Below are 17,441 nucleotides of genomic sequence, written 5' to 3' on the forward strand. Positions count from 1 at the left end.
GGGGCAGGAAGGAGCCAAAAACCACACAAACCCGGCTGTCAAGAAACAACCACGCGCTGTTGAGTTCTCAAGAAACAACCGCCAACCGTCTACAAACCCACACGGGCTCTTCCCCGGATGCGGCACATCATCCTCATCCCAGTCAACAATTCCAACCAGTAATTCACCGGTCGAAAATTGCTGATCGGGAGCTGAGCGTCGAATTCAGACCTTTCATTTGGTCTTTCTTCGAGCTCCTTTTCCAGAGTACCAGCTTCTTCGAGTGCTTCAGACCATCCCTGGTCTGACTGCGCCGGTACCCGTGCCCCTCTGAAGTGAGGGACCTGGAGAGAGGCTACCAGTCGTCGCGGATGCTCTGACCGGAGTCTCTCCCAGCAGCCGTGGTCTTGCAGGCACCTCGAAAGGGAGATGTCTCCCACGGCGGTTTCAGGAGTTTAGTTCGCTGTCCTAGGCATGTCAAACATGCCTGGGCGCCCGGGGGCGCTACCCCGGGATACCGAAGTAGCCTCTGTGAGGCCTCTGCGGCACGTCAGGGAACGTCTGCTGTCCCGCTCGTGCGCTCTATTCAACATCGTAGCGAAAGGTGTTCTTCCCCCACTGGCGAGCCGTAAACATCCGCACAGCAGATTGACGGCCCATCCAGTGGGGGCTACGGCTACTCCACCGAAGCGCTAGCGCAGGATGACTCCCCCGACGTTGCGCTTGCCGCGGCGGAGCACGAGGTAGCGCCCGTGCAGGAGGTCTGCCTCACTCACCCGGGCCTCGATGTCGGTGACCTTGGCGTTGTTCAAGTAAGCGCCGCCCTCCTGGATGGTGCGACGGGCCGCTGACTTGCTGGGCACCAGACCGGTGGACGCAAAGAGGTCCACCAGCGGGGGAAGCTCCCGGACGGTTCCCGAGAGTTCCACGTGCGGCACCTCCTTCAGCGCAGCCCCCAGAGTGTCGGGGTTCAGGTCGGCGAGAGTGCCGTGGCCGAACAGCGCCTTGCTGGCCTCGATGACGTTGCGGCACTCCTGCTCGCCGTGGACCAAGGTGGTCAGCTCTTCAGCGAGAGCCCGCTGCGCTGCCCGTTCGGCAGGGCGTTCAATGGTCTTCTGCTCCAGCTCCTCGATCTCCTCGCGGGACCGGAAGCTGAAGATCCGCAGGTAGCGGGGGATGTCCCGGTCGTCGGAGTTGAACCAGAACTGGTAGAAGGCGTACGGGCTGGTGAGTTCGGGGTCCAGCCACACTGCTCCGCTCTCGGTCTTGCCGAACTTGGTGCCGTCGGCCTTGGTGAGCAGAGTAGTGGTCAGTGCGTGCGCCGGACCGTGCGGCTCGTTTCCTTCCATGCGGCGGATAAGGTCCAGGCCGGCGGTGATGTTGCCCCACTGGTCGCTGCCGCCGATCTGGAGCGTGCACCCGTGCCTGCGGTACAGCTCCACATAGTCGTAGGACTGCAGGAGGACGTAGCTGAACTCGGTGTAGCTCATGCCCGCGCCCTCAAGCCGGGTCTTGACGGTCTCCCGGGCCAGCATCTGGTTGATGCTGAAGTGCTTGCCGATGTCCCGCAGCAGCCCGATCGCCGTCAGCTTTCCAAGCCACTCCGCGTTGTCCAGCAGCAGGGCGTCCGTGGGTTTCGGCTCCGCGCCCTCAGGGGTGAACTCGAGGAACGATGACAGCTGCCGCTTCAGGTTCCCCACCCACTGCCGAATAGTCTCCGGCGAGTTGAGGGTGCGCTCCGCGTTGGGCTTGGGGTCGCCGATCATCCCGGTAGCCCCACCGACCAGAGCGATAGGGCGGTGTCCCGCTCGTTGGAAGCGAGCCAGGGTCAGTGCCTGGGTCAGGTGCCCGACGTGCAGGCTTCCCGCTGTGGGATCGAAGCCGCAATAGAGGGTGACCGGGCCATCAGCGAGTGCCTTGCGCAGGTCGTCAAGGTCGGTGGTCTGCGCGATGAGTCCGCGCCACTGCAGGTCGTCGATGATGTCGGTCATGGGGTCTTTCCGTAACGGCTCTTCAGACTTCGATGGCCGGGCCACCTGGGGTTCACCGACCGCTTCCCTACGGTATCGGTTTGTCGCGCGAACCGATGCGACGGCGGTGCTGCCTCCCCGCCGGGGGCAGGTCCGCGCTCTTGACTTCATACGCTAGAGCACTCGGCTACGAAGCCTGTCCGCAGAGGCGTGACCCTCTCCGCCTGCGCGCCATGGCGCTGGTCCCGGCTGGGCGCCGTGCCGGGACCGCAGTCTTTTCAGAGGGCTTGCAGCCCTTCCAGCACCGCCTGGAGCAGCGAGCCGGTCGGGCGCGGATCGGGTGTGGCGCCCACCCGCAGGGCCCCTTCCGCAACCATGTCGCTGACCAGCAGGCGAGCGAGGCTGGGCGGGATATCCAGCGCGGCGGCGATCTCCGCGACGGAGTGCGGGACCGCGCAGAGACGGAGGATTTTTTCCTGTTCCGGAGCGGTCTCGTACCCCTCCTCAGGGGGATGGACCGCGACGACCATGCTGGCCAGGTCCAGGACCAGGGCCGTGTCATCACTGTCCTTCAAGGCCAAGGCGAACGGCCGCAGCAGCCGGCCCGGATCAGAGGTGGAGAGCCCGGTCATGGCGTCGCTCCCGGCTGGACCGGTGAGTCCTCGGCGGTGGAAGAGCCCTCGCTGTCTTCCTCCGCCACGGGAATCCCGGACAGCTCCTTCGGTGGGGAGCAGGCAGCAGCGGATTCGCGAGGCTGGTCGAGGAGGCTGTTCGGGAGCGTGACCCGCGCGAGCACGCCCCCGTAGGGAGACGGCTCCAGGGTGACGGTGATCCCGTGGCGGGCCGCCAAGCGGGCCACCACGAACAGGCCGAGGCGGGGTTCGGCGGACAACGCCATCACGTCGAACTCCGGCGGCTGGGCCAGGGTGGCGTTGAGCCGGGCGTACTGGTCGGGGTCCATCCCGATGCCGCGGTCCACCACCTCCACGGCCACCCCGTCGGGGGTGCTCTTGGTGTCGATATCCACCTGGGCTGGTTCCGGGGAGAAGTTGACGGCGTTCTCCACGAGCTCGGCAAGCAAGTGGGTGACATCGGCCGCCGCATGTCCGTGCACTCTGGTCTGCACCACGGAGCACAGTCGCACGCGGGTGTACTCCTCGATTTCGGAGCTTGCGGCGCGCAGCACGTCGATCAGCGGCATCGGGTCTTTCCACTGCCGGGCAGTTCCTGCCCCGGCGAGGATGAGCAGGTTGTCGGCGTAGCGGCGCCCCTGGGTGACCAAGTGGTCCAGGCGCAGGAGGCGGCGCAGGGCAACCGGGTCGTCTTCAGCGGATTCGATCTCGTCGAGCAGGCACAACTGCCGGTGGATGAGCCTCTGGTTGCGTTGCGCGATGCCGAGGAAAACCCGGTTGGCTCCTTCCCGGATCTCTGCCTGCCGTACGGCCGCGGCTGCCGCGGTGCGCTGCGCGGTGTTGAACGCGTCAGCGACCCTGCCGATCTCGTCCGTGCCGTAGCGCAGTGTGGGCAGCCCAGCGGTGACGTCCACTCGGGCCCCGGTGGACGCACGGGCGACGATCTCGGGGAGACGGCTGTCGGCGACCGCCAACGTCTCCGAGTGGAGGCGGTGCAGCCGTCCGATCAGTCTGCGGGCGAGGCGTAGAGCGTAGACGATGGCGACGCTTCCTGCCAGGAGCACGATGAGGCAGCCCACGACGGTCACGACTACCGCCTGCAGCGCCGCTGCTTTGGCGTTGTCCAGCACGGTTTCGGTCTGGGCGGTCACCAGCCGTTGGAACAGGGGGTCGGTGACGTCCATGACGCGCTGCCATTCGGTGGCGGCTACGGGGATCTCGGTGTTGAACTCGGCGGTTTCGGACGAGTTGACCACCGGGGGTCGGGACAGCACTTGCAGGCTGAGTTCCTGCAAGGTGATCCAGGAGGGGGACTGGTGGAGCGCTTGGTGGGCGGTGCGGGCCGGTGAGCTGAGTTCCGGGCCGATCCGGTCGAGCGTGTCCCGGTAGGAGGCGGTGAGGAAGGTGAAATGCGCGGTCTCGGAGTACCCCATGCCGCCTGCGGCGGACGCTCCGGCCAGCAGGGCGTCGGCTTGGGCGTAGCGGTCTTGGGCGCGCATGAGTTCCAGCGCAATAGCCCCGTCGGTGTGCGGGCCGTCACCGTGCAGCCGGGCGACGATGGCGTCGTTGACGAGAAGGATCGCGGAGAGGACCGAGGTGTACTCCTGGAGGGCGGTCTCCCGGTCGATCTTCCGCTGGTCGACTTTTTCGCGGAGCGCGGGCAGGCCTTTCCACGCCGCAAAAAAGTCGCGGAGGCGGTCGTCGAGTTCGGTGTCGGCGGAACCGAGTAGACGCGAAGCCTGCCGGCGCTGCCGGGCAAAGATCGTGTCTGTGTGCTCTCGGGCTTCCTGAAGTGCGCCGTGGGTCGCCGCGGAACCGTCGCCGAGAAATTCCTGGGTCGATTTTCGTTCGGCGCGCAGTTCCGCGGCGATCAGGCTCAACGCTCGTATTCCGGCCTCGCCTCGATGGACTGTGCCTGCCAGGCGGAGCGCACCCGTGGTGCTCGTGGCGGTCAGCAGGGCCCATAACAGCAGGAAGCTGACGCTGGGAATGAGCACCATCCGGATGAGCTGACCGCGAATAGCGCCTTTACCGGCTGGGTTGTGTTCGCACGTGGTCATGGTCTTCCCCCTCAGGGGACGACCGTACCGAAACCCATCGCGTTAAGTGGCCACTTTGTGACAATCAGTTATTACTTTGTGGGGGCCCCAAAGGCGACGGATCAGTTCTCCTTGCGGTGTCGGGCCCCCACTGGCGCTGGCAGGTCCTCCAGGGTGGGCTGCTTTTCCACTCCCAGGGTGTTGAGCAGTTCGGCGTAGCGCAGCGCCACGATCTTGGCGGTGATGGTGTTCGCCCCCAGGGGAGCGCTGACGCGGGCCCCGTGCTTGGCCGCCAGAGCGTTGATCTCGGCAGGGGAGATCTCCTGCCCCATGATGCTGGGCGCGATCACCGGACGACGGCACCCGGCGGCAGCGAGTTGCGCAAACGCTTGCTCAAGATTCGCGGGGTCGTCCAGTGCTGCGGGAAGCACGGTGATACCCAAGCGTGCGGCGAGGAGCACCGCGGTGACCCCGGCAGCGTTCAACGCGTCCGGACCGCCGACCGAGCCGACCAGCACTCCGTCGGCCATCGTGTCACTGGGTGCCATCACACTGATCAGCCGCATCCGGTCGGCACGCACGTAGGATGCCTCAGCCAGCCGCAGGTGGAGAGCTTCGGCGAGCATGGGGTGCGGTCCCAGCGGGTCGGTGACCCGCACCTGCAGACCGGTGGCCTGGATCGCCTGGGTGATGGCGTTCAACGTGGGCTGGTGCGGTCCTGCCACCAAAGGAACGATGACGGCGTCACACGGGTCAGAGTCCCGCTGCTCCTCGTCGCGCTGCACCGCGATGTCCTTGAGGAGCGCGACAATGCGGTCCGCTTCTCCCTGGGTGTAGGCGAAGTGCAGGGTTGGCTCGGGCCGGTAGGGACGGACGAAATCCACCATCTCGGTAGCGAAACCGCTCCTGTCGCCCTCGGGTGTGCCAAAGGCGACGAGGACCAGGGGTGGCGTGCCCACCCACTTGTCGAAGGACAACGGGTCGCGATGCCGCCCCGAACGCCGCCGTCTTGAGGTGATACGGGGAGGAAGCCGGTCAGAATTGTGCATACCGTCTGAACTCACGCGAGTGATAGTAACGATTGGAGGTACTGGGCCTATCACGGTCGATTCTCAGCCGTGAAGATCGCACCGTGATAACGGATCATCCCATGGTTGCGGTACTTTGCGTGGCAGTCTCGCGGACCTGGGCTGACTCGCGGCGTCGCATGATGTGCTGCACCAGGGTGATGAGCATGTGGGCGCAGGACGTGCGATCACGGGCATCCCCAGGACGACGGGCACGTCCTCAGCGAGATCGACTGCTTTCCGGATCTCTGTGCCGGTGTAGTTCGGAGCCCCGTCGAAGCAGTTCACCGCGACCACAAACGGGATACCGCGCCGTTCGAAGAAGTCCACCGAGGGAAAACACGTCTCCAACCGCCGGGTGTCGGCAAGCACCACCGCACCCAGCGCCCCGGCAGCCAGCTCGTTCCACATAAACCAGAACCGCTCCTGACCCGGGGTACCGAACAGGTACAACACCAGCTCAGGGCTGATGGTGATCCGACCGAAGTCCAGCGCCACCGTGGTGGTCGTCTTGTTCTCCACGCCGGACAGGTCGTCCACCCCCAGACTGGCCTCGGTCATCACCTCCTCGGTGCTCAGCGGGGTGATCTCACTAATCGAGCCGACCATCGTGGTCTTCCCCGCGCCGAACCCGCCCGCGATGAGAACCTTGAGCGCCGCGGGGAGCACGGGAGCGTCTGCGGAGCTAGAGTCTGCGAATGCCATCGAGCACCGCCTGCAGCAGAGTCATTTCAGAGGTAGCAGCCCGAGGAGGCATGGGTGCTCGAGCCAGCACGAAGCCTTGGGTGACGAGATCACCGAGCAGCACTTTGACCACGGTGATCGGCAGGTCTACCCGGGCAGCGATCTCAGCTACCGACACGGGGGAACGGCACAGCCGCAGAATCGCGCGGTGTTCCGGCAGCAGATGGGTGATGCCCGTTTCCCTCCGGGAGGCGACAACCGTACTGATCATGTCCAGTTGGCTCTCCGCGGGACGGGTGCGGCCCCCGGTGACCGCATAGGGGCGGACGAGAGGCCCTGCGTCTTCCTCCCAGTGCGGGCCTCTACCAGTGCCGTGGTGGTCTGTCATGACCCGGTTGATACCCGGCCGGCGGCTTCGGGATGGCGCGGGGCACTGGTGAGGAACTGTCCGACTCGCTTGATGCGGCTGTTCATTTCGTAGGCGATCATCCCCACGTCGGCGTCCTCAGCCGCGAGCACTGCCATGCACGCGCCCTCGCCCGCGGCAGTGACGAACAGGTAGGCGTGCTCCATCTCCACGACTGTCTGCAGCACTCGGCCGCCCTTGAACTGCCGACTGGTGCCGCGTGCCAGGCTCTGGAATGCTGAGGCAACCGCGGAGAGATGCTCCCCTTCTTCGTCGGTGAGGCCACGGGACCTGCCGATGAGCAGACCGTCAGCGGACAGCACGATGGCGTGGTCCGCGCCGACGACCCGGTCGACCAGGTCGTCGAGGAGCCAGTTGAGATTTTCCGAGGCGTTGCTCATCTGCTTCCCATTCCTTCGTGTGTTCCTGCGGTTTCGTTCGGTCGTCCACTCTCCGGGCAGCCCATCCCAGCCCACTGTGCGCGGACGATTGGCCACAGTACCGAGCAGGCCCCGCGTGGTTCCGGAGTGGACCGCGAGGCCGAACGCGGGCCGACGAAGGCTTCGCACACGTGCCGCCGCATAGGAGCACCTACTCAGTCACGGACTCAGGGGACCGTGTCGCTCTACTCTCCCGCCCTTTGCGGGTGCCGCGGTGGAAGGCTTCCATCATGCGGCGCGCCTCCTCTGACGGCCGGCGGGGGGTTGCCGCGGGCTGGGTAGCGGAAGGGTCCGGTGCTCCAGCGTCCCGCAAGGGGGCGGCGAGATGAGTCTGCCGTTGACGCTTCGGCAGCGGGGGCCGAGGGTCGTTCGGGTCACGGGACACGGTTCCCGCCGGGGAGGCCGGTTCGGGCACTGGGGGAGCGGCAGGCACGGCAGGAGGAGCGGGCGGCGCGGTCCGGGAGGCAGACGACCGGTTGTCGCGCTCCGCCTCGTACGGTCCCAGATCGAGGTCGTCGGGGGGTGTCTCCACGACCAAGGTGTCCGGAATCAGCACAATCGCCTGGGTCCCGCCGTCGGGGCCGGAGCGGAGCCGCACCTGGATGTTGTGCCGGGCGGCGAGCCGGGCCACCACGAACAAGCCGAGCCGGACGTTCTCGCCCAGGGCCACCACGTCGAATTCAGGCGGGTGAGCCAAGAGGTTGTTGGCCTCGGCCAGGCTCTCCTCGCTCATGCCCAGGCCCTGGTCTCTGACTTCGACGGCGACCCCTTTCGATACCCGCTCGCTGTACACCTCAACGCGGGTGTGCGGCGGCGAGTAGCGGGCAGCGTTCTCCACAAGTTCCGCGAAGAGGTGGATCACGTCGGCGACTCCTTGGCCGAGGAGCGCCACGTCCGGGGTGGGCAGCACCGTGATCCGGGCATAGTCCTCGGTCTCGGAGACCGCGCTGCGCAGCACGTCGATGAGGGGAATGGGGGAACGCCACCGTCGGCCTGGCTGGCCCCCGGCCAGGATGATGAGGTTCTCTGCGTTGCGCCGTCCGCGAGTCGCCAGGTGGTCCAGCTGGAAGAGGCGGTCCATGAGGTCCGGGTCCTCTTCTTGGCGTTCAATCTGGTCGATCAAGCGGAGCTGGCGCTGGAGCAGCGACTGGTCGCGGTAGGCGAGGGCCAAGAACACCCGGTTGGCGCCGGAGCGGATCTCGACTTGGCGCGCGGCAGCGGCCACTGCCGTGCGCTGGGCGGTGTTGAATGCGTCGGCGACCTGGCCGATCTCGTCGTTGCCGTAGTCGAGGCGGCGCGGCTGGGTCTGCAGGTCCACCTCTTCGCCTTGTTCGAGGCGGCGGACGATGTCCGGCAGTTCGTTTCGGGCCAGGTCCAGGGTGTCCTGGCGGAGCTGGGACAGCCGTCCAGTGAGCCGGGTCGCAGTCTTGGAGGCGATGCCGTAGGCGAGTGCGCCGGCGAACAGCGCCAGAATGGAGCCGCCGATCGCCGTGGAGAACACTTGGGCGCTGGCGTCCTGGGTGGTTTCGATGGTGACCTGGGCTTGGGCTTCGGTCATCGCCACGAGGGTCTCGTTGACCCTGACCGCGTCGGTGTCCCATACGGCCACGGCCGTGGGCAGGGTTTCGGACCATCCGCCGAAGACGGGGTCCTCGGTCGGCCGCCAGTTGGCGATCTGCCCCGCGCTGGCGACCATGCTCTCCCATTCCGTGGACTCGGCGAGAGCGGCGTAGTAGCGGGCCGCGGGTTCGGAGAGCGCCCAGCGGAGTTCGTTGAGCCGCCGCTCCAGCTCGTTGATCAGCCCGGAGAACATGATGCGCTCGGCTTCGGTGAGTTCTCCGGCGACCTGTGCCCCGGCGATCAGCGCATCGGCCTGCGCGAAAGTCTCCTGGGTGCGCATGGTCTGCACGAAGGCGCCGCCCGTGGCCACGGCTTCGCCGTCGCCGAACTTCCGGCTGTGGATCGCGTAGTGGTCGATGCCCGCGGCGATGATGGCGCTGTAGCCGCGGTGGGCTTCGCTCCGGTTGATCCGCCGGGCGGCGATGTCCTTGCGCAGGGTCTCCCGCTGGTTGAGCGCGGAGCGGAAATCGGCTTCGGCAAGGTCGTCCTCGGTGAGGCGGATCTCGGCCAGTGCCTCGTCGGTCCCTGCCTGCTGGGTGCGGAGCAGTCCCAGGACTTCGGGGGACGGATCGGCCAGGTATTGGAGGGCGAGTTCCCGCTCTGCCTGCAGCTCGACGAGCGCGGCATAGAGGCGGGAGCCTTCCTCGCTTTTTGCGGCTGCCGCACGCAGGACCAGGGCCTGGGTGACCGTGGCCACACTGAGTACGACGAAAAGGACAAGGAAAGTGATCGCGGGGATCAGCACAATCTTGTTGAGTTGTGTCTTGATCCCGCGTCTGGTGCCGTCCGGCCCGCTCATGGTGTCCTCCCCGCACCGCGACACGCCAACTACCCATCGTCATGGTGTTCGTACCAGCGGTGCCGTGAAGGGACGCTACCGGAAACGAGGGGCGTGTGTGAGGGTTTTGACCAAACCGGTCCTGCGTCGCGTGCTTCCTCTTTCGACAGTGCAGGGCGGACAGGGGTCCCCGTCCGCCCTGCGCTCTCACGCGTGCGACTGGGTGAAGGCGCGGTGGTCGTCGATCGCCTTCCGCAGTTCGGCGAGCTGTTCCCGGACCCGCGCCGGGGCAGTCCCGCCTCGGGCGGCCCGCGACTCCAGCGACCCTTGGACGGTGAGGACCTCGCGCACCTGCGGGGTCAAGTGCGGGGAGATGGCGGCCAGGTCCGCGTCGCTGAGGTCGGGCAGGTCGATGCCGCGTTCCTCGCAGACCCGCACGCATGCCCCGGCGATCTCGTGCGCCTCGCGGAACGGCACCCGCTGCCGCACCAGCCATTCGGCGATGTCGGTGGCGAGCGAGAACCCCTGCGGGGCTAGTTCCGCCATCCGCTCCCGGTTGACGGTGAGGGTGGCGACCATGCCGGTGAACGCGGGAAGCAGGACTTTGAGGGTGTCGACGGCGTCGAAGACCGGCTCCTTGTCCTCCTGCAGGTCGCGGTTGTAGGCGAGCGGCAGCCCTTTGAGGGTGCTGAGCAGGCCCGCCAGGTCGCCGATAAGCCGCCCTGCCTTGCCCCGGGCGAGTTCGGCGATGTCCGGGTTCTTCTTCTGCGGCATGATCGACGACCCGGTGGAGAACGCGTCGTCCAGGGTGATGAACGAAAACTCCTTGGTGGCCCAGAGGATGATCTCCTCGGAGATCCGGGACAGGTCCACCCCGATCATCGCCGCCACGAAAGCGAACTCGGCCACCACGTCGCGGGCTGCAGTGCCGTCGATGGAGTTGGGCACCGACCGGGAGAAACCCAGTTCCGCGGCGACCGCTTCAGGGTCCAGTCCCAGGGAGGATCCGGCGAGCGCCCCGGAGCCGTACGCCGACATGTCGGCTCTCCGGTCCCAGTCGCGCAGCCGTTCGATATCGCGGATCAGCGGCCAGGCGTGCGCCATCAGGTGGTGGGCCAGCAGCACCGGCTGGGCGTGCTGCAGGTGGGTGCGGCCCGGCATCGGCACGTCGAGGTTGGCTTCAGCCTGGTCTGCCAGTGCTGCGACCAGGTCGAGGAGGAGCGCGGTGATCGCGCGGGCCTCTTCGCGCAGGTACATGCGCACCAGCGTGGCGATCTGGTCGTTGCGGGACCGCCCGGCGCGCAGCCGTCCGCCCAGTTCCGGGCCGACCCGTTCGATGAAGCCCCGTTCGAGCGCGGTGTGCACGTCCTCGTCGTCAGGGCTGGGTGTGAAAGCGCCGGAGGCGACGTCAGCCTCCAACTGGTCCAGCCCGCGCAGCATCTGCGCGAGTTCCGCGTCGTCGAGCAGGCCCGCTGCGTGCAGGACACGGGCGTGGGCGCGGGATCCCGCAATGTCGTAGCGGGCGAGCCGCCAGTCGAAGTGGGTGCTTTGGGAGAGGCGGGCCAGTGCTTCGGACGGGCCGCCGCTGAAACGGCCGCCCCACAGGCGTACGGTCTGGCTGTCGGGCTCGTGGGCCACGATGGGTCCTTTAACAGTCGATGGTTTGGTGGAACACGGGACAGGCGTCCCGCACACCCCGGGGTGTGCGGGACGCCACCTCAGTGCGGGCTCCGGGTCAGGAGAGCCGGCGGTCGCGCATGTTGGCGATCTTGGCGGGCATGCTCCAGATGTCGATGAATCCGCGGGCCAGGCTCTGGTCGTAGGTGTCGCCGCTGTCGTAGGTGGCCAGGTGGTAGTCGTAGAGGGAGGCCTCGCTGCGCCGACCGGTGACCACGGCCCGGCCGCCGTGCAGCACCATCCGGATGTCGCCGGTGACGTGCTTGTTGGCTTCGAGGATGAACTTGTCCAGCGCGTTCTTCAGCGGGGAGAACCACAGGCCGTCGTAGACCAGCTCGCCCCACCGCTGGTCTACCCAGCGCTTGAAGCGGGCCAGCTCGCGTTCGACGGTGACGTTCTCCAGCTCCTGGTGCGCGGTGATGAGGGTGATCGCGCCGGGCGCCTCGTAGACTTCGCGGCTCTTGATGCCCACCAGGCGGTCTTCGACCATGTCGATACGGCCCACGCCCTGGGCGCCGGCGCGCCGGTTCAGCTCCTGGATGATCTCCAGCGGGCTGAGCTCCTTGCCGTCGAGGGCGGTGGGCACCCCGGCGGTGAAGGTGATGACGACCTCGTCGGGCTCCCGCGGCTCGGCCGGGTTCTGGGTGTAGTCGTAGATGTCCTCGATGGGGCCGTTCCAGATGTCCTCCAGGAAGCCGGTCTCCACGGCGCGGCCGAACAGGTTCTGGTCGATGGAGTACGGCGACTTCTTGGTGACGTCGATCGGCAGACCCTTCTCTTCAGCGAACGCGATCGCCTTGTCGCGGGTCATGCCCGAGTCCCGGACCGGGGCGAGGACCTTCAGCTCGGGGAAGAGCGCTGCCAGGCCCGCTTCGAAACGCACCTGGTCGTTGCCTTTACCGGTGCAGCCGTGCGCGACCATGGTGGCCCCGTGGTAGCGCGCAGCCTCGGCCAGGTGCTTGACGATCAGCGGCCGCGACAGCGCGGAGACCAGCGGGTAGCGGTCCATGTAGAGCGCGTTGGCTTGGATGGCCGGCACACAGTAGTCGTTGGCGAACTCCTCCTTGGCGTCGGCGATGACCGCCTCCACCGCGCCGCAAGCCAGGGCCCGCTGGCGGATGACTTCCATGTCCTCTCCGCCTTGGCCGCAGTCGATGGCGACCGCGATGACTTCAGCCCCGGTCTCTTCGGCGATCCAGCCGATAGCCACGGAGGTGTCGAGTCCTCCTGAGTATGCGAGTACGACCCGCTCGGTCATGGATGTCTCTCCTAGTGCAACAGAACGGATGCGGCGGCATCCGGGTCGATGGTCGTGTGACAGGCCTCGGCTAGACGCGCCGGTTGGCGAACCGCAGCAGCGTGGCTGCGAGTTCTTCCCCGCCTTGGGGGTCGCGGGCGACGACCAGGATGGTGTCGTCTCCCGCGATGGTGCCCAGGATGGCGGGGATGTCGCTGTGGTCGATTGCCGAGGCCAGGTACTGGGCTGCCCCCGGCGGTGTGCGGACGACGACGATATTGGCCGAGGCCTCGGCCGAGACCAGCAGGTCTTCGGCTAGTCGGCTCAACCGTGGGTTGGAGACCTGCTCCAACTCAAGTTCGTCGGCGTGGGCCCGGGGAAGGCGTTCCCCGCCCTCCCCGGGGAGTACGTAGACGAGGTTGCCGTCGACGGTGCGGAGTTTGACCGCGCCCAATTCGTCCAGGTCCCGGGAGAGTGTGGCTTGGGTGACCTGGACCCCCTCCTCAGCGAGCAGCCGGGCCAGTTCGTTCTGCGAACGAACAGCGTACTTGGTGAGCAGTTCGGTGATCTTGGCGTGGCGGGCTGCTTTGGTGGGGGGTGCGGACTTCGCGCCGTCGACGGTCATCGTCGCTGGTCCTCCTCAGCGTCGCGGGCGGCGGCGTTCAGGATGTCCGGGAGTGCCCGGGTGAACTCGAGGATTTCGGCCCTGGTGATGATGAGCGGCGGGGCCAGGCGGACCACCTCGGGTGTGACAGCGTTGACGAGGAACCCGGCTTCGGCCGCGCGGGTTTGGACGTGGGCGGCTGCCGGTGCGGTGAGCTGGATTCCGCGCCACAGGCCGACGCCGCGCACTGCCGCCACCAGGGGGTGGCCGATGCCGGTGATTTCGGCGGCGAGCAGCTCCCCCAGTTCGGTGACCGATTCCAGGAGCCGGTCCTGTTCGATGGTGGTGAGGACGGCGAGGGCTGCCGCGGCTGCCACGGGGTTGCCGCCGAACGTGGACCCGTGGTCGCCTTTGGCGAAGGCGGTGCCGTACCGGCCGAAGCCCACGCAGGCCCCGATCGGCAGTCCACCGCCGAGTCCTTTGGCGAGGGTGAGGACGTCGGGGCGGACCCCTTCGGCCTGGTGTGCGAACCAGTGCCCGGTGCGGCCGATCCCGCTTTGGATCTCGTCGAGGACGAAGGCGGCTCCGGTGGCGTCGCAGATCTCGCGGACCGCGGCCAGGTAGCCTGGCCGGGCCGGGACGACTCCGGCCTCCCCTTGCACGGGCTCGACGAAGACCGCGATGCACTGGTCGGTGACGGCTTCGCGCAGCGCTGCCACGTCGCCGTGGGGGACGAACCGCACGTCCAGGTTGAAGGGGCCGAACGGGTCCCGAATCGCGGGTTTGCCGGTGAGGGCGAGCGAGCCGGAGGTGCGGCCGTGGAAGCCGGCCACGGTGGAGACGTAGTAGGTGCGTTCCGGTCCCGCGGCACGTCGGACGAGTTTCAGCGCTGCCTCGTTGGCTTCCGTGCCGGAGTTGGCGAAGAAGACCCGCGCGGACCCGCCGAGCAGGCTGACGAGTTTCTCCGCGAGTTCGACTTCCCGTTCGTGCAGGAACAGGTTGCTGGTGTGGATGAGGGTGGCGGCCTGCTCGGTGACTGCTGCGACCAGGGCGGGGTGCCCGTATCCCAGGGACGACACCGCGATCCCGGCGATGAGGTCGAGGTAGGTCTTCCCGTCGGCGTCGGTGACCCGGCATCCTTCGCCGCGGACCAGGGCCACGGGCGGGATGCCGTAGTTGGGCATGAGGACCGCTTCGAAGCGTTTCTGCAACTGTTCGGTGGCGCTCATGCGTCACCCCCGGCGGGATCCTTGTCCGGCAGGACCATGGTGCCGACTCCTTCGTCGGTGAAGATCTCGAGCAGCATCGCGTTGGGGATGCGCCCGTCGAGGACGTGCGCTTGGGGGACGCCGCCGCGGACTGCGCGCAGGCAGGCTTCCATCTTGGGCACCATGCCGGACGACAGGGTCGGCAGCATTTCCTCCAGCTCGCTGGCGGTCATGTGGCTGATGAGCTCCGAGTTGACCGGGTAGTCGGCGTAGAGGCCTTCCACGTCGGTGAGCACGATGAGTTTGGCGGCGCCCAAAGCCACGGCCAGTGCCGCGGCCGCGGTGTCGGCGTTGACGTTGTACACGCCGCCTTCGGCGGAGCGGGCGATGCTGGAGATGATGGGGATGCGTCCGTCGTCCAGCAGGCTGCGCACGGCCCCGGGTTGGACGTCCACGACTTCGCCGACGAGTCCGATGTCGACGGGTTCGCCGTCGACCATGGCGTATTTGCGTTCGGCGGTGAACAGGTGGGCGTCTTCACCGGACATGCCGACGGCGAAGGGGCCGTGCTCGTTGATGAGCCCGACGATCTCGCGGTTGACCTGGCCGACGAGGACCATGCGGACGATCTCCATCGTCTCGGGCGTGGTGACCCGCAGCCCGGCGGTGAAGGTGCTTTCCACGCCGAGCCGTTCCAGGTGCGCGTTGATCTGCGGGCCGCCTCCGTGGACGACGACGGGGCGCAGGCCGGCGTACCGCAGGAACACGATGTTCTCAGCGAAGCGCGCCCGCAGGTCCGGGTCGGTCATGGCGTTGCCGCCGTATTTGACGACCACGGTCTTGCCGTGGAGGGCGCTCAGCCAGGGGAGCGCTTCGATGAGGGTCTTCGCCTTGTCCAGGGCTTCCTGGCGGGTTCTGGAGATCATGTGGAGTAGGCCGAGTTCTCGTGTACGTAGTCGACGGTCAGGTCGGTGGTCCACACTGTGGCGGAGGCGGAGCCCGCGGAGAGGTCGACGGTGACGGTGACGTCCCGGGGTTTGAGGTTGACTTTGGCGCGGTCGTCGCCGACCGATCCGCCCCGGCACACCCATACGCCGTTGATGGCGACGTTGATGTTGTCCGGTTCGAAGACGGCGTCGGTAGTGCCTACTGCGGCGAGGACGCGTCCCCAGTTGGGGTCCTCTCCGTAGATCGCGCATTTGAAGAGGGCGTTGCGGGCGATAGCGCGTCCGACGGTGACCGCGTCGTCGGTGCTGGCCGCGCCCACGACTTCAATGGCGATGGCTTTGGTCGCGCCTTCCGCGTCGGCCAGGAGTTGGCGGCACAGGTCCTGGCAGACTTCGGTGAGCAGGCGGGAGAACTCTGCCTCGTCCGGGGTGGTGCCGGAAGCGCCGCTGGCCATGAGCACCACGGTGTCGTTGGTGGAGGTGCAGCCGTCGGTGTCGAGCCGGTCGAAGGTCACTTCGGTGGCGGCGCGCAGTAGGGCGGTGCACTGCTCGGGGGTGAGCACGGCGTCGGTGGTGAGGACCGACAGCATGGTGGCCAGCGACGGGGCGAGCATGCCCGCTCCTTTAGCCATGCCGCCGATGGTGTAGCCGCTGCCGCGGCGGAAGGCGATTTTGGAGACGGTGTCTGTGGTGCGGATAGCGTCGGCCGCGTTGAGGCCGCCGTCGCGCGCCGCCTCCGCCACTGCGGCGTCCACTCCGGCAAGGAGTTTCGGCATGGGCAGGCGTTCCCCGATGAGACCGGTGGAGCAGACCACGATCCGGTCCGCGGAGTCGTTGAGCGCTGCGGCCAGGTGTTCCGCGGTGGTGCGCGCGTCCTGGAAGCCCGCGGCCCCGGTGCAGGCGTTGGCGCCCCCAGAGTTGAGGACGACGGCGCGCACTTGGCCGTCGGCGACGGCCTGCTGGGACCACTGCACCGGTGCAGCCTTGACCCGGTTCTTCGTGAAGACTGCCGCGGCGGAGTGGTGCGGGCCGTCGTTGATGACGACGGCGACGTCGCGCTGGCCGCCGTCTTTGATGCCGGCGGCTACTCCTGCCGCCCGAAAGCCTAAAGGCGCGGTAACACTCACGGTGCCACTCCAGTCATAGGGAGTCCGGTGGTTTCGGGGAGGCCGAGGGCAAGGTTGGCGCTTTGGATCGCACCACCCGCGGTTCCCTTGGTGAGGTTGTCGATGGCTGCGACCGCGACGAGGCGGCCCGCTGCTTCGTCCACGGTGACTTGGACAGCGGCGGTGTTGGCGCCGAGGGTCATCGCGGTGGTGGGCCACTGTCCCTCGGGCAGCAGGTGGACGAAGGGTTCCGCGTCGTAGTGGCGCTGGTAGGCGGCGCGGACTTCGTCGAGGCCGATGGCGGGCTTGAGCGGTGCCGAGCAGGTGGCGAGGATGCCGCGCGGCATCGGCACGAGGACCGGGGTGAAGGACACGCGCACCGGGGTCTCTGCCACCGCGGACAGGTTCTGGACGAATTCGGGGTTGTGCCGGTGTGCTCCCCCGACACCGTAGACGCTCACCGACCCCATGACTTCGCTGGCGATGAGGTGGGGTTTGGCGGCTTTGCCAGCGCCGGAGGTTCCGGAGGCGGCGACCACCACGACCTCCGGTTCGACGAGCTGCTCCGCGAAAGCAGGCATCAGGGCGAGGGTTCCGCAGGTGGGGTAGCAGCCAGGGACCGCGATCCGCCGGGTCTGGGCCAGTGCGGCACGGGCCCCGGGGAGTTCAGGCAAACCGTAGGGCCAGGTGCCGGCGTGTTCAGAGCCGTAGAACTTCTGCCAGGCCGCGGCATCGGCCAGCCGGAAGTCGGCGCCGCAGTCGACGATGAGGGTGTCGGCGTCGAGCTGGGCTGCTAGCGCAGCGGAGTGGCCGTGGGGCAGGGCGAGGAAGACGATGTCGTGGCCGGCAAGGGTCTCGGGGGTGGTTTCGGTGAGGATCCGGTCAGCGAGCGGGGTCAGGTGAGGGTGGTGCTCGCCGAGCCGGGTCCCGGCGTTGCCGCCCGCGGTGAGTGCCCCGATCTCAATGTCGGGGTGGGCGAGCAGGAGGCGCAGCAGTTCCCCTCCTACGTACCCGCTGGCGCCGGCGACCGCCGCCGTATAGCCCATA

14 protein-coding genes and 1 pseudogene are annotated in these 17,441 nt (G+C 67.5%); all 15 read right to left on the minus strand.

Going from position 1 to position 17,441, the window contains the following annotated elements; translation table 11 throughout:
• Nucleotides 1–671: 671 nt before the first annotated feature.
• Nucleotides 672–1,970 (minus strand): tyrosine--tRNA ligase, encoded by a 1,299-nt coding sequence (gene tyrS, locus CW348_RS09990; protein ID WP_016188948.1) that lies wholly within the window; start codon nucleotides 1,968–1,970, stop codon nucleotides 672–674.
• Nucleotides 1,971–2,227: 257 nt separating this feature from the next.
• On the minus strand, nucleotides 2,228–2,581 hold the full coding sequence (locus tag CW348_RS09995) for a DUF742 domain-containing protein (protein WP_287463541.1): 354 nt from the start codon (nucleotides 2,579–2,581) through the stop codon (nucleotides 2,228–2,230).
• Nucleotides 2,578–4,641, minus strand: a complete 2,064-nt coding sequence (locus CW348_RS10000; protein ID WP_104613133.1) for a nitrate- and nitrite sensing domain-containing protein — start codon at nucleotides 4,639–4,641, stop codon at nucleotides 2,578–2,580. Before CW348_RS10000 ends, CW348_RS09995 begins: the two co-directional genes overlap by 4 nt.
• Nucleotides 4,642–4,742: 101 nt before the next feature.
• Nucleotides 4,743–5,669, minus strand: coding sequence for a sirohydrochlorin chelatase (locus CW348_RS10005; RefSeq protein WP_011292469.1), 927 nt, complete (start codon nucleotides 5,667–5,669; stop codon nucleotides 4,743–4,745).
• Nucleotides 5,670–5,763: 94 nt separating this feature from the next.
• Nucleotides 5,764–6,392, minus strand: a pseudogene (locus tag CW348_RS10010) (ATP/GTP-binding protein).
• A complete protein-coding gene (locus CW348_RS10015) occupies nucleotides 6,373–6,759 on the minus strand; it encodes a DUF742 domain-containing protein (protein ID WP_011292471.1) in 387 nt (128 codons plus the stop codon). Before CW348_RS10015 ends, CW348_RS10010 begins: the two are co-directional and overlap by 20 nt.
• Complete coding sequence (locus CW348_RS10020; protein WP_011292472.1) at nucleotides 6,756–7,178, minus strand: roadblock/LC7 domain-containing protein; 423 nt, start codon at nucleotides 7,176–7,178, stop codon at nucleotides 6,756–6,758. Before CW348_RS10020 ends, CW348_RS10015 begins: the two co-directional genes overlap by 4 nt.
• Nucleotides 7,179–7,368: 190 nt before the next feature.
• The gene (locus CW348_RS10025; RefSeq protein WP_287463546.1) at nucleotides 7,369–9,636 is read right to left on the minus strand and encodes a sensor histidine kinase; all 2,268 of its coding nucleotides are present in this window, start codon (nucleotides 9,634–9,636) and stop codon (nucleotides 7,369–7,371) included.
• 186 nt (nucleotides 9,637–9,822) lie between these two features.
• Nucleotides 9,823–11,253 carry an argininosuccinate lyase gene (gene argH, locus CW348_RS10030; RefSeq protein WP_011292474.1) on the minus strand — a complete coding sequence of 477 codons (1,431 nt, stop codon included), beginning with the start codon at nucleotides 11,251–11,253 and terminating at the stop codon, nucleotides 9,823–9,825.
• Nucleotides 11,254–11,350: 97 nt separating this feature from the next.
• A complete protein-coding gene (locus tag CW348_RS10035) occupies nucleotides 11,351–12,550 on the minus strand; it encodes an argininosuccinate synthase (protein WP_011292475.1) in 1,200 nt (399 codons plus the stop codon).
• A 70-nt stretch (nucleotides 12,551–12,620) separates the two neighbouring features.
• Nucleotides 12,621–13,154, minus strand: coding sequence for an arginine repressor (locus tag CW348_RS10040; protein ID WP_011292476.1), 534 nt, complete (start codon nucleotides 13,152–13,154; stop codon nucleotides 12,621–12,623).
• The gene (locus tag CW348_RS10045) at nucleotides 13,151–14,362 is read right to left on the minus strand and encodes an acetylornithine transaminase (protein WP_011292477.1); all 1,212 of its coding nucleotides are present in this window, start codon (nucleotides 14,360–14,362) and stop codon (nucleotides 13,151–13,153) included. Before CW348_RS10045 ends, CW348_RS10040 begins: the two co-directional genes overlap by 4 nt.
• Nucleotides 14,359–15,267, minus strand: coding sequence for an acetylglutamate kinase (gene argB, locus CW348_RS10050; protein WP_011292478.1), 909 nt, complete (start codon nucleotides 15,265–15,267; stop codon nucleotides 14,359–14,361). The genes CW348_RS10045 and argB overlap by 4 nt, the downstream gene beginning before the upstream one ends.
• The gene (gene argJ / locus CW348_RS10055; protein ID WP_011292479.1) at nucleotides 15,264–16,415 is read right to left on the minus strand and encodes a bifunctional glutamate N-acetyltransferase/amino-acid acetyltransferase ArgJ; all 1,152 of its coding nucleotides are present in this window, start codon (nucleotides 16,413–16,415) and stop codon (nucleotides 15,264–15,266) included. Before argJ ends, argB begins: the two co-directional genes overlap by 4 nt.
• Complete coding sequence (gene argC / locus CW348_RS10060; RefSeq protein WP_011292480.1) at nucleotides 16,412–17,440, minus strand: N-acetyl-gamma-glutamyl-phosphate reductase; 1,029 nt, start codon at nucleotides 17,438–17,440, stop codon at nucleotides 16,412–16,414. The genes argJ and argC overlap by 4 nt, the downstream gene beginning before the upstream one ends.
• Nucleotide 17,441 lies beyond the last annotated feature (1 nt).

This window comes from Thermobifida sp. (assembly GCF_017577275.1).
GTDB lineage: Bacteria > Actinomycetota > Actinomycetes > Streptosporangiales > Streptosporangiaceae > Thermobifida > Thermobifida fusca.

What these genes read in the sequence shown, in the direction of transcription:
- argC (WP_011292480.1), bottom strand. Translation starts at nt 17,440, where the DNA reads ATGGGCTATACGGCGGCGGTCGCCGGCGCCAGCGGGTACGTAGGAGGG.
- argB (WP_011292478.1), bottom strand. Translation starts at nt 15,267, where the DNA reads ATGATCTCCAGAACCCGCCAGGAAGCCCTGGACAAGGCGAAGACCCTC.
- CW348_RS10000 (WP_104613133.1), bottom strand. Translation starts at nt 4,641, where the DNA reads ATGACCACGTGCGAACACAACCCAGCCGGTAAAGGCGCTATTCGCGGT.
- CW348_RS10045 (WP_011292477.1), bottom strand. Translation starts at nt 14,362, where the DNA reads ATGAGCGCCACCGAACAGTTGCAGAAACGCTTCGAAGCGGTCCTCATG.
- CW348_RS10015 (WP_011292471.1), bottom strand. Translation starts at nt 6,759, where the DNA reads ATGACAGACCACCACGGCACTGGTAGAGGCCCGCACTGGGAGGAAGAC.
- CW348_RS09995 (WP_287463541.1), bottom strand. Translation starts at nt 2,581, where the DNA reads ATGACCGGGCTCTCCACCTCTGATCCGGGCCGGCTGCTGCGGCCGTTC.
- CW348_RS10040 (WP_011292476.1), bottom strand. Translation starts at nt 13,154, where the DNA reads ATGACCGTCGACGGCGCGAAGTCCGCACCCCCCACCAAAGCAGCCCGC.
- tyrS (WP_016188948.1), bottom strand. Translation starts at nt 1,970, where the DNA reads ATGACCGACATCATCGACGACCTGCAGTGGCGCGGACTCATCGCGCAG.
- CW348_RS10035 (WP_011292475.1), bottom strand. Translation starts at nt 12,550, where the DNA reads ATGACCGAGCGGGTCGTACTCGCATACTCAGGAGGACTCGACACCTCC.
- CW348_RS10020 (WP_011292472.1), bottom strand. Translation starts at nt 7,178, where the DNA reads ATGAGCAACGCCTCGGAAAATCTCAACTGGCTCCTCGACGACCTGGTC.
- CW348_RS10005 (WP_011292469.1), bottom strand. Translation starts at nt 5,669, where the DNA reads ATGCACAATTCTGACCGGCTTCCTCCCCGTATCACCTCAAGACGGCGG.
- CW348_RS10025 (WP_287463546.1), bottom strand. Translation starts at nt 9,636, where the DNA reads ATGAGCGGGCCGGACGGCACCAGACGCGGGATCAAGACACAACTCAAC.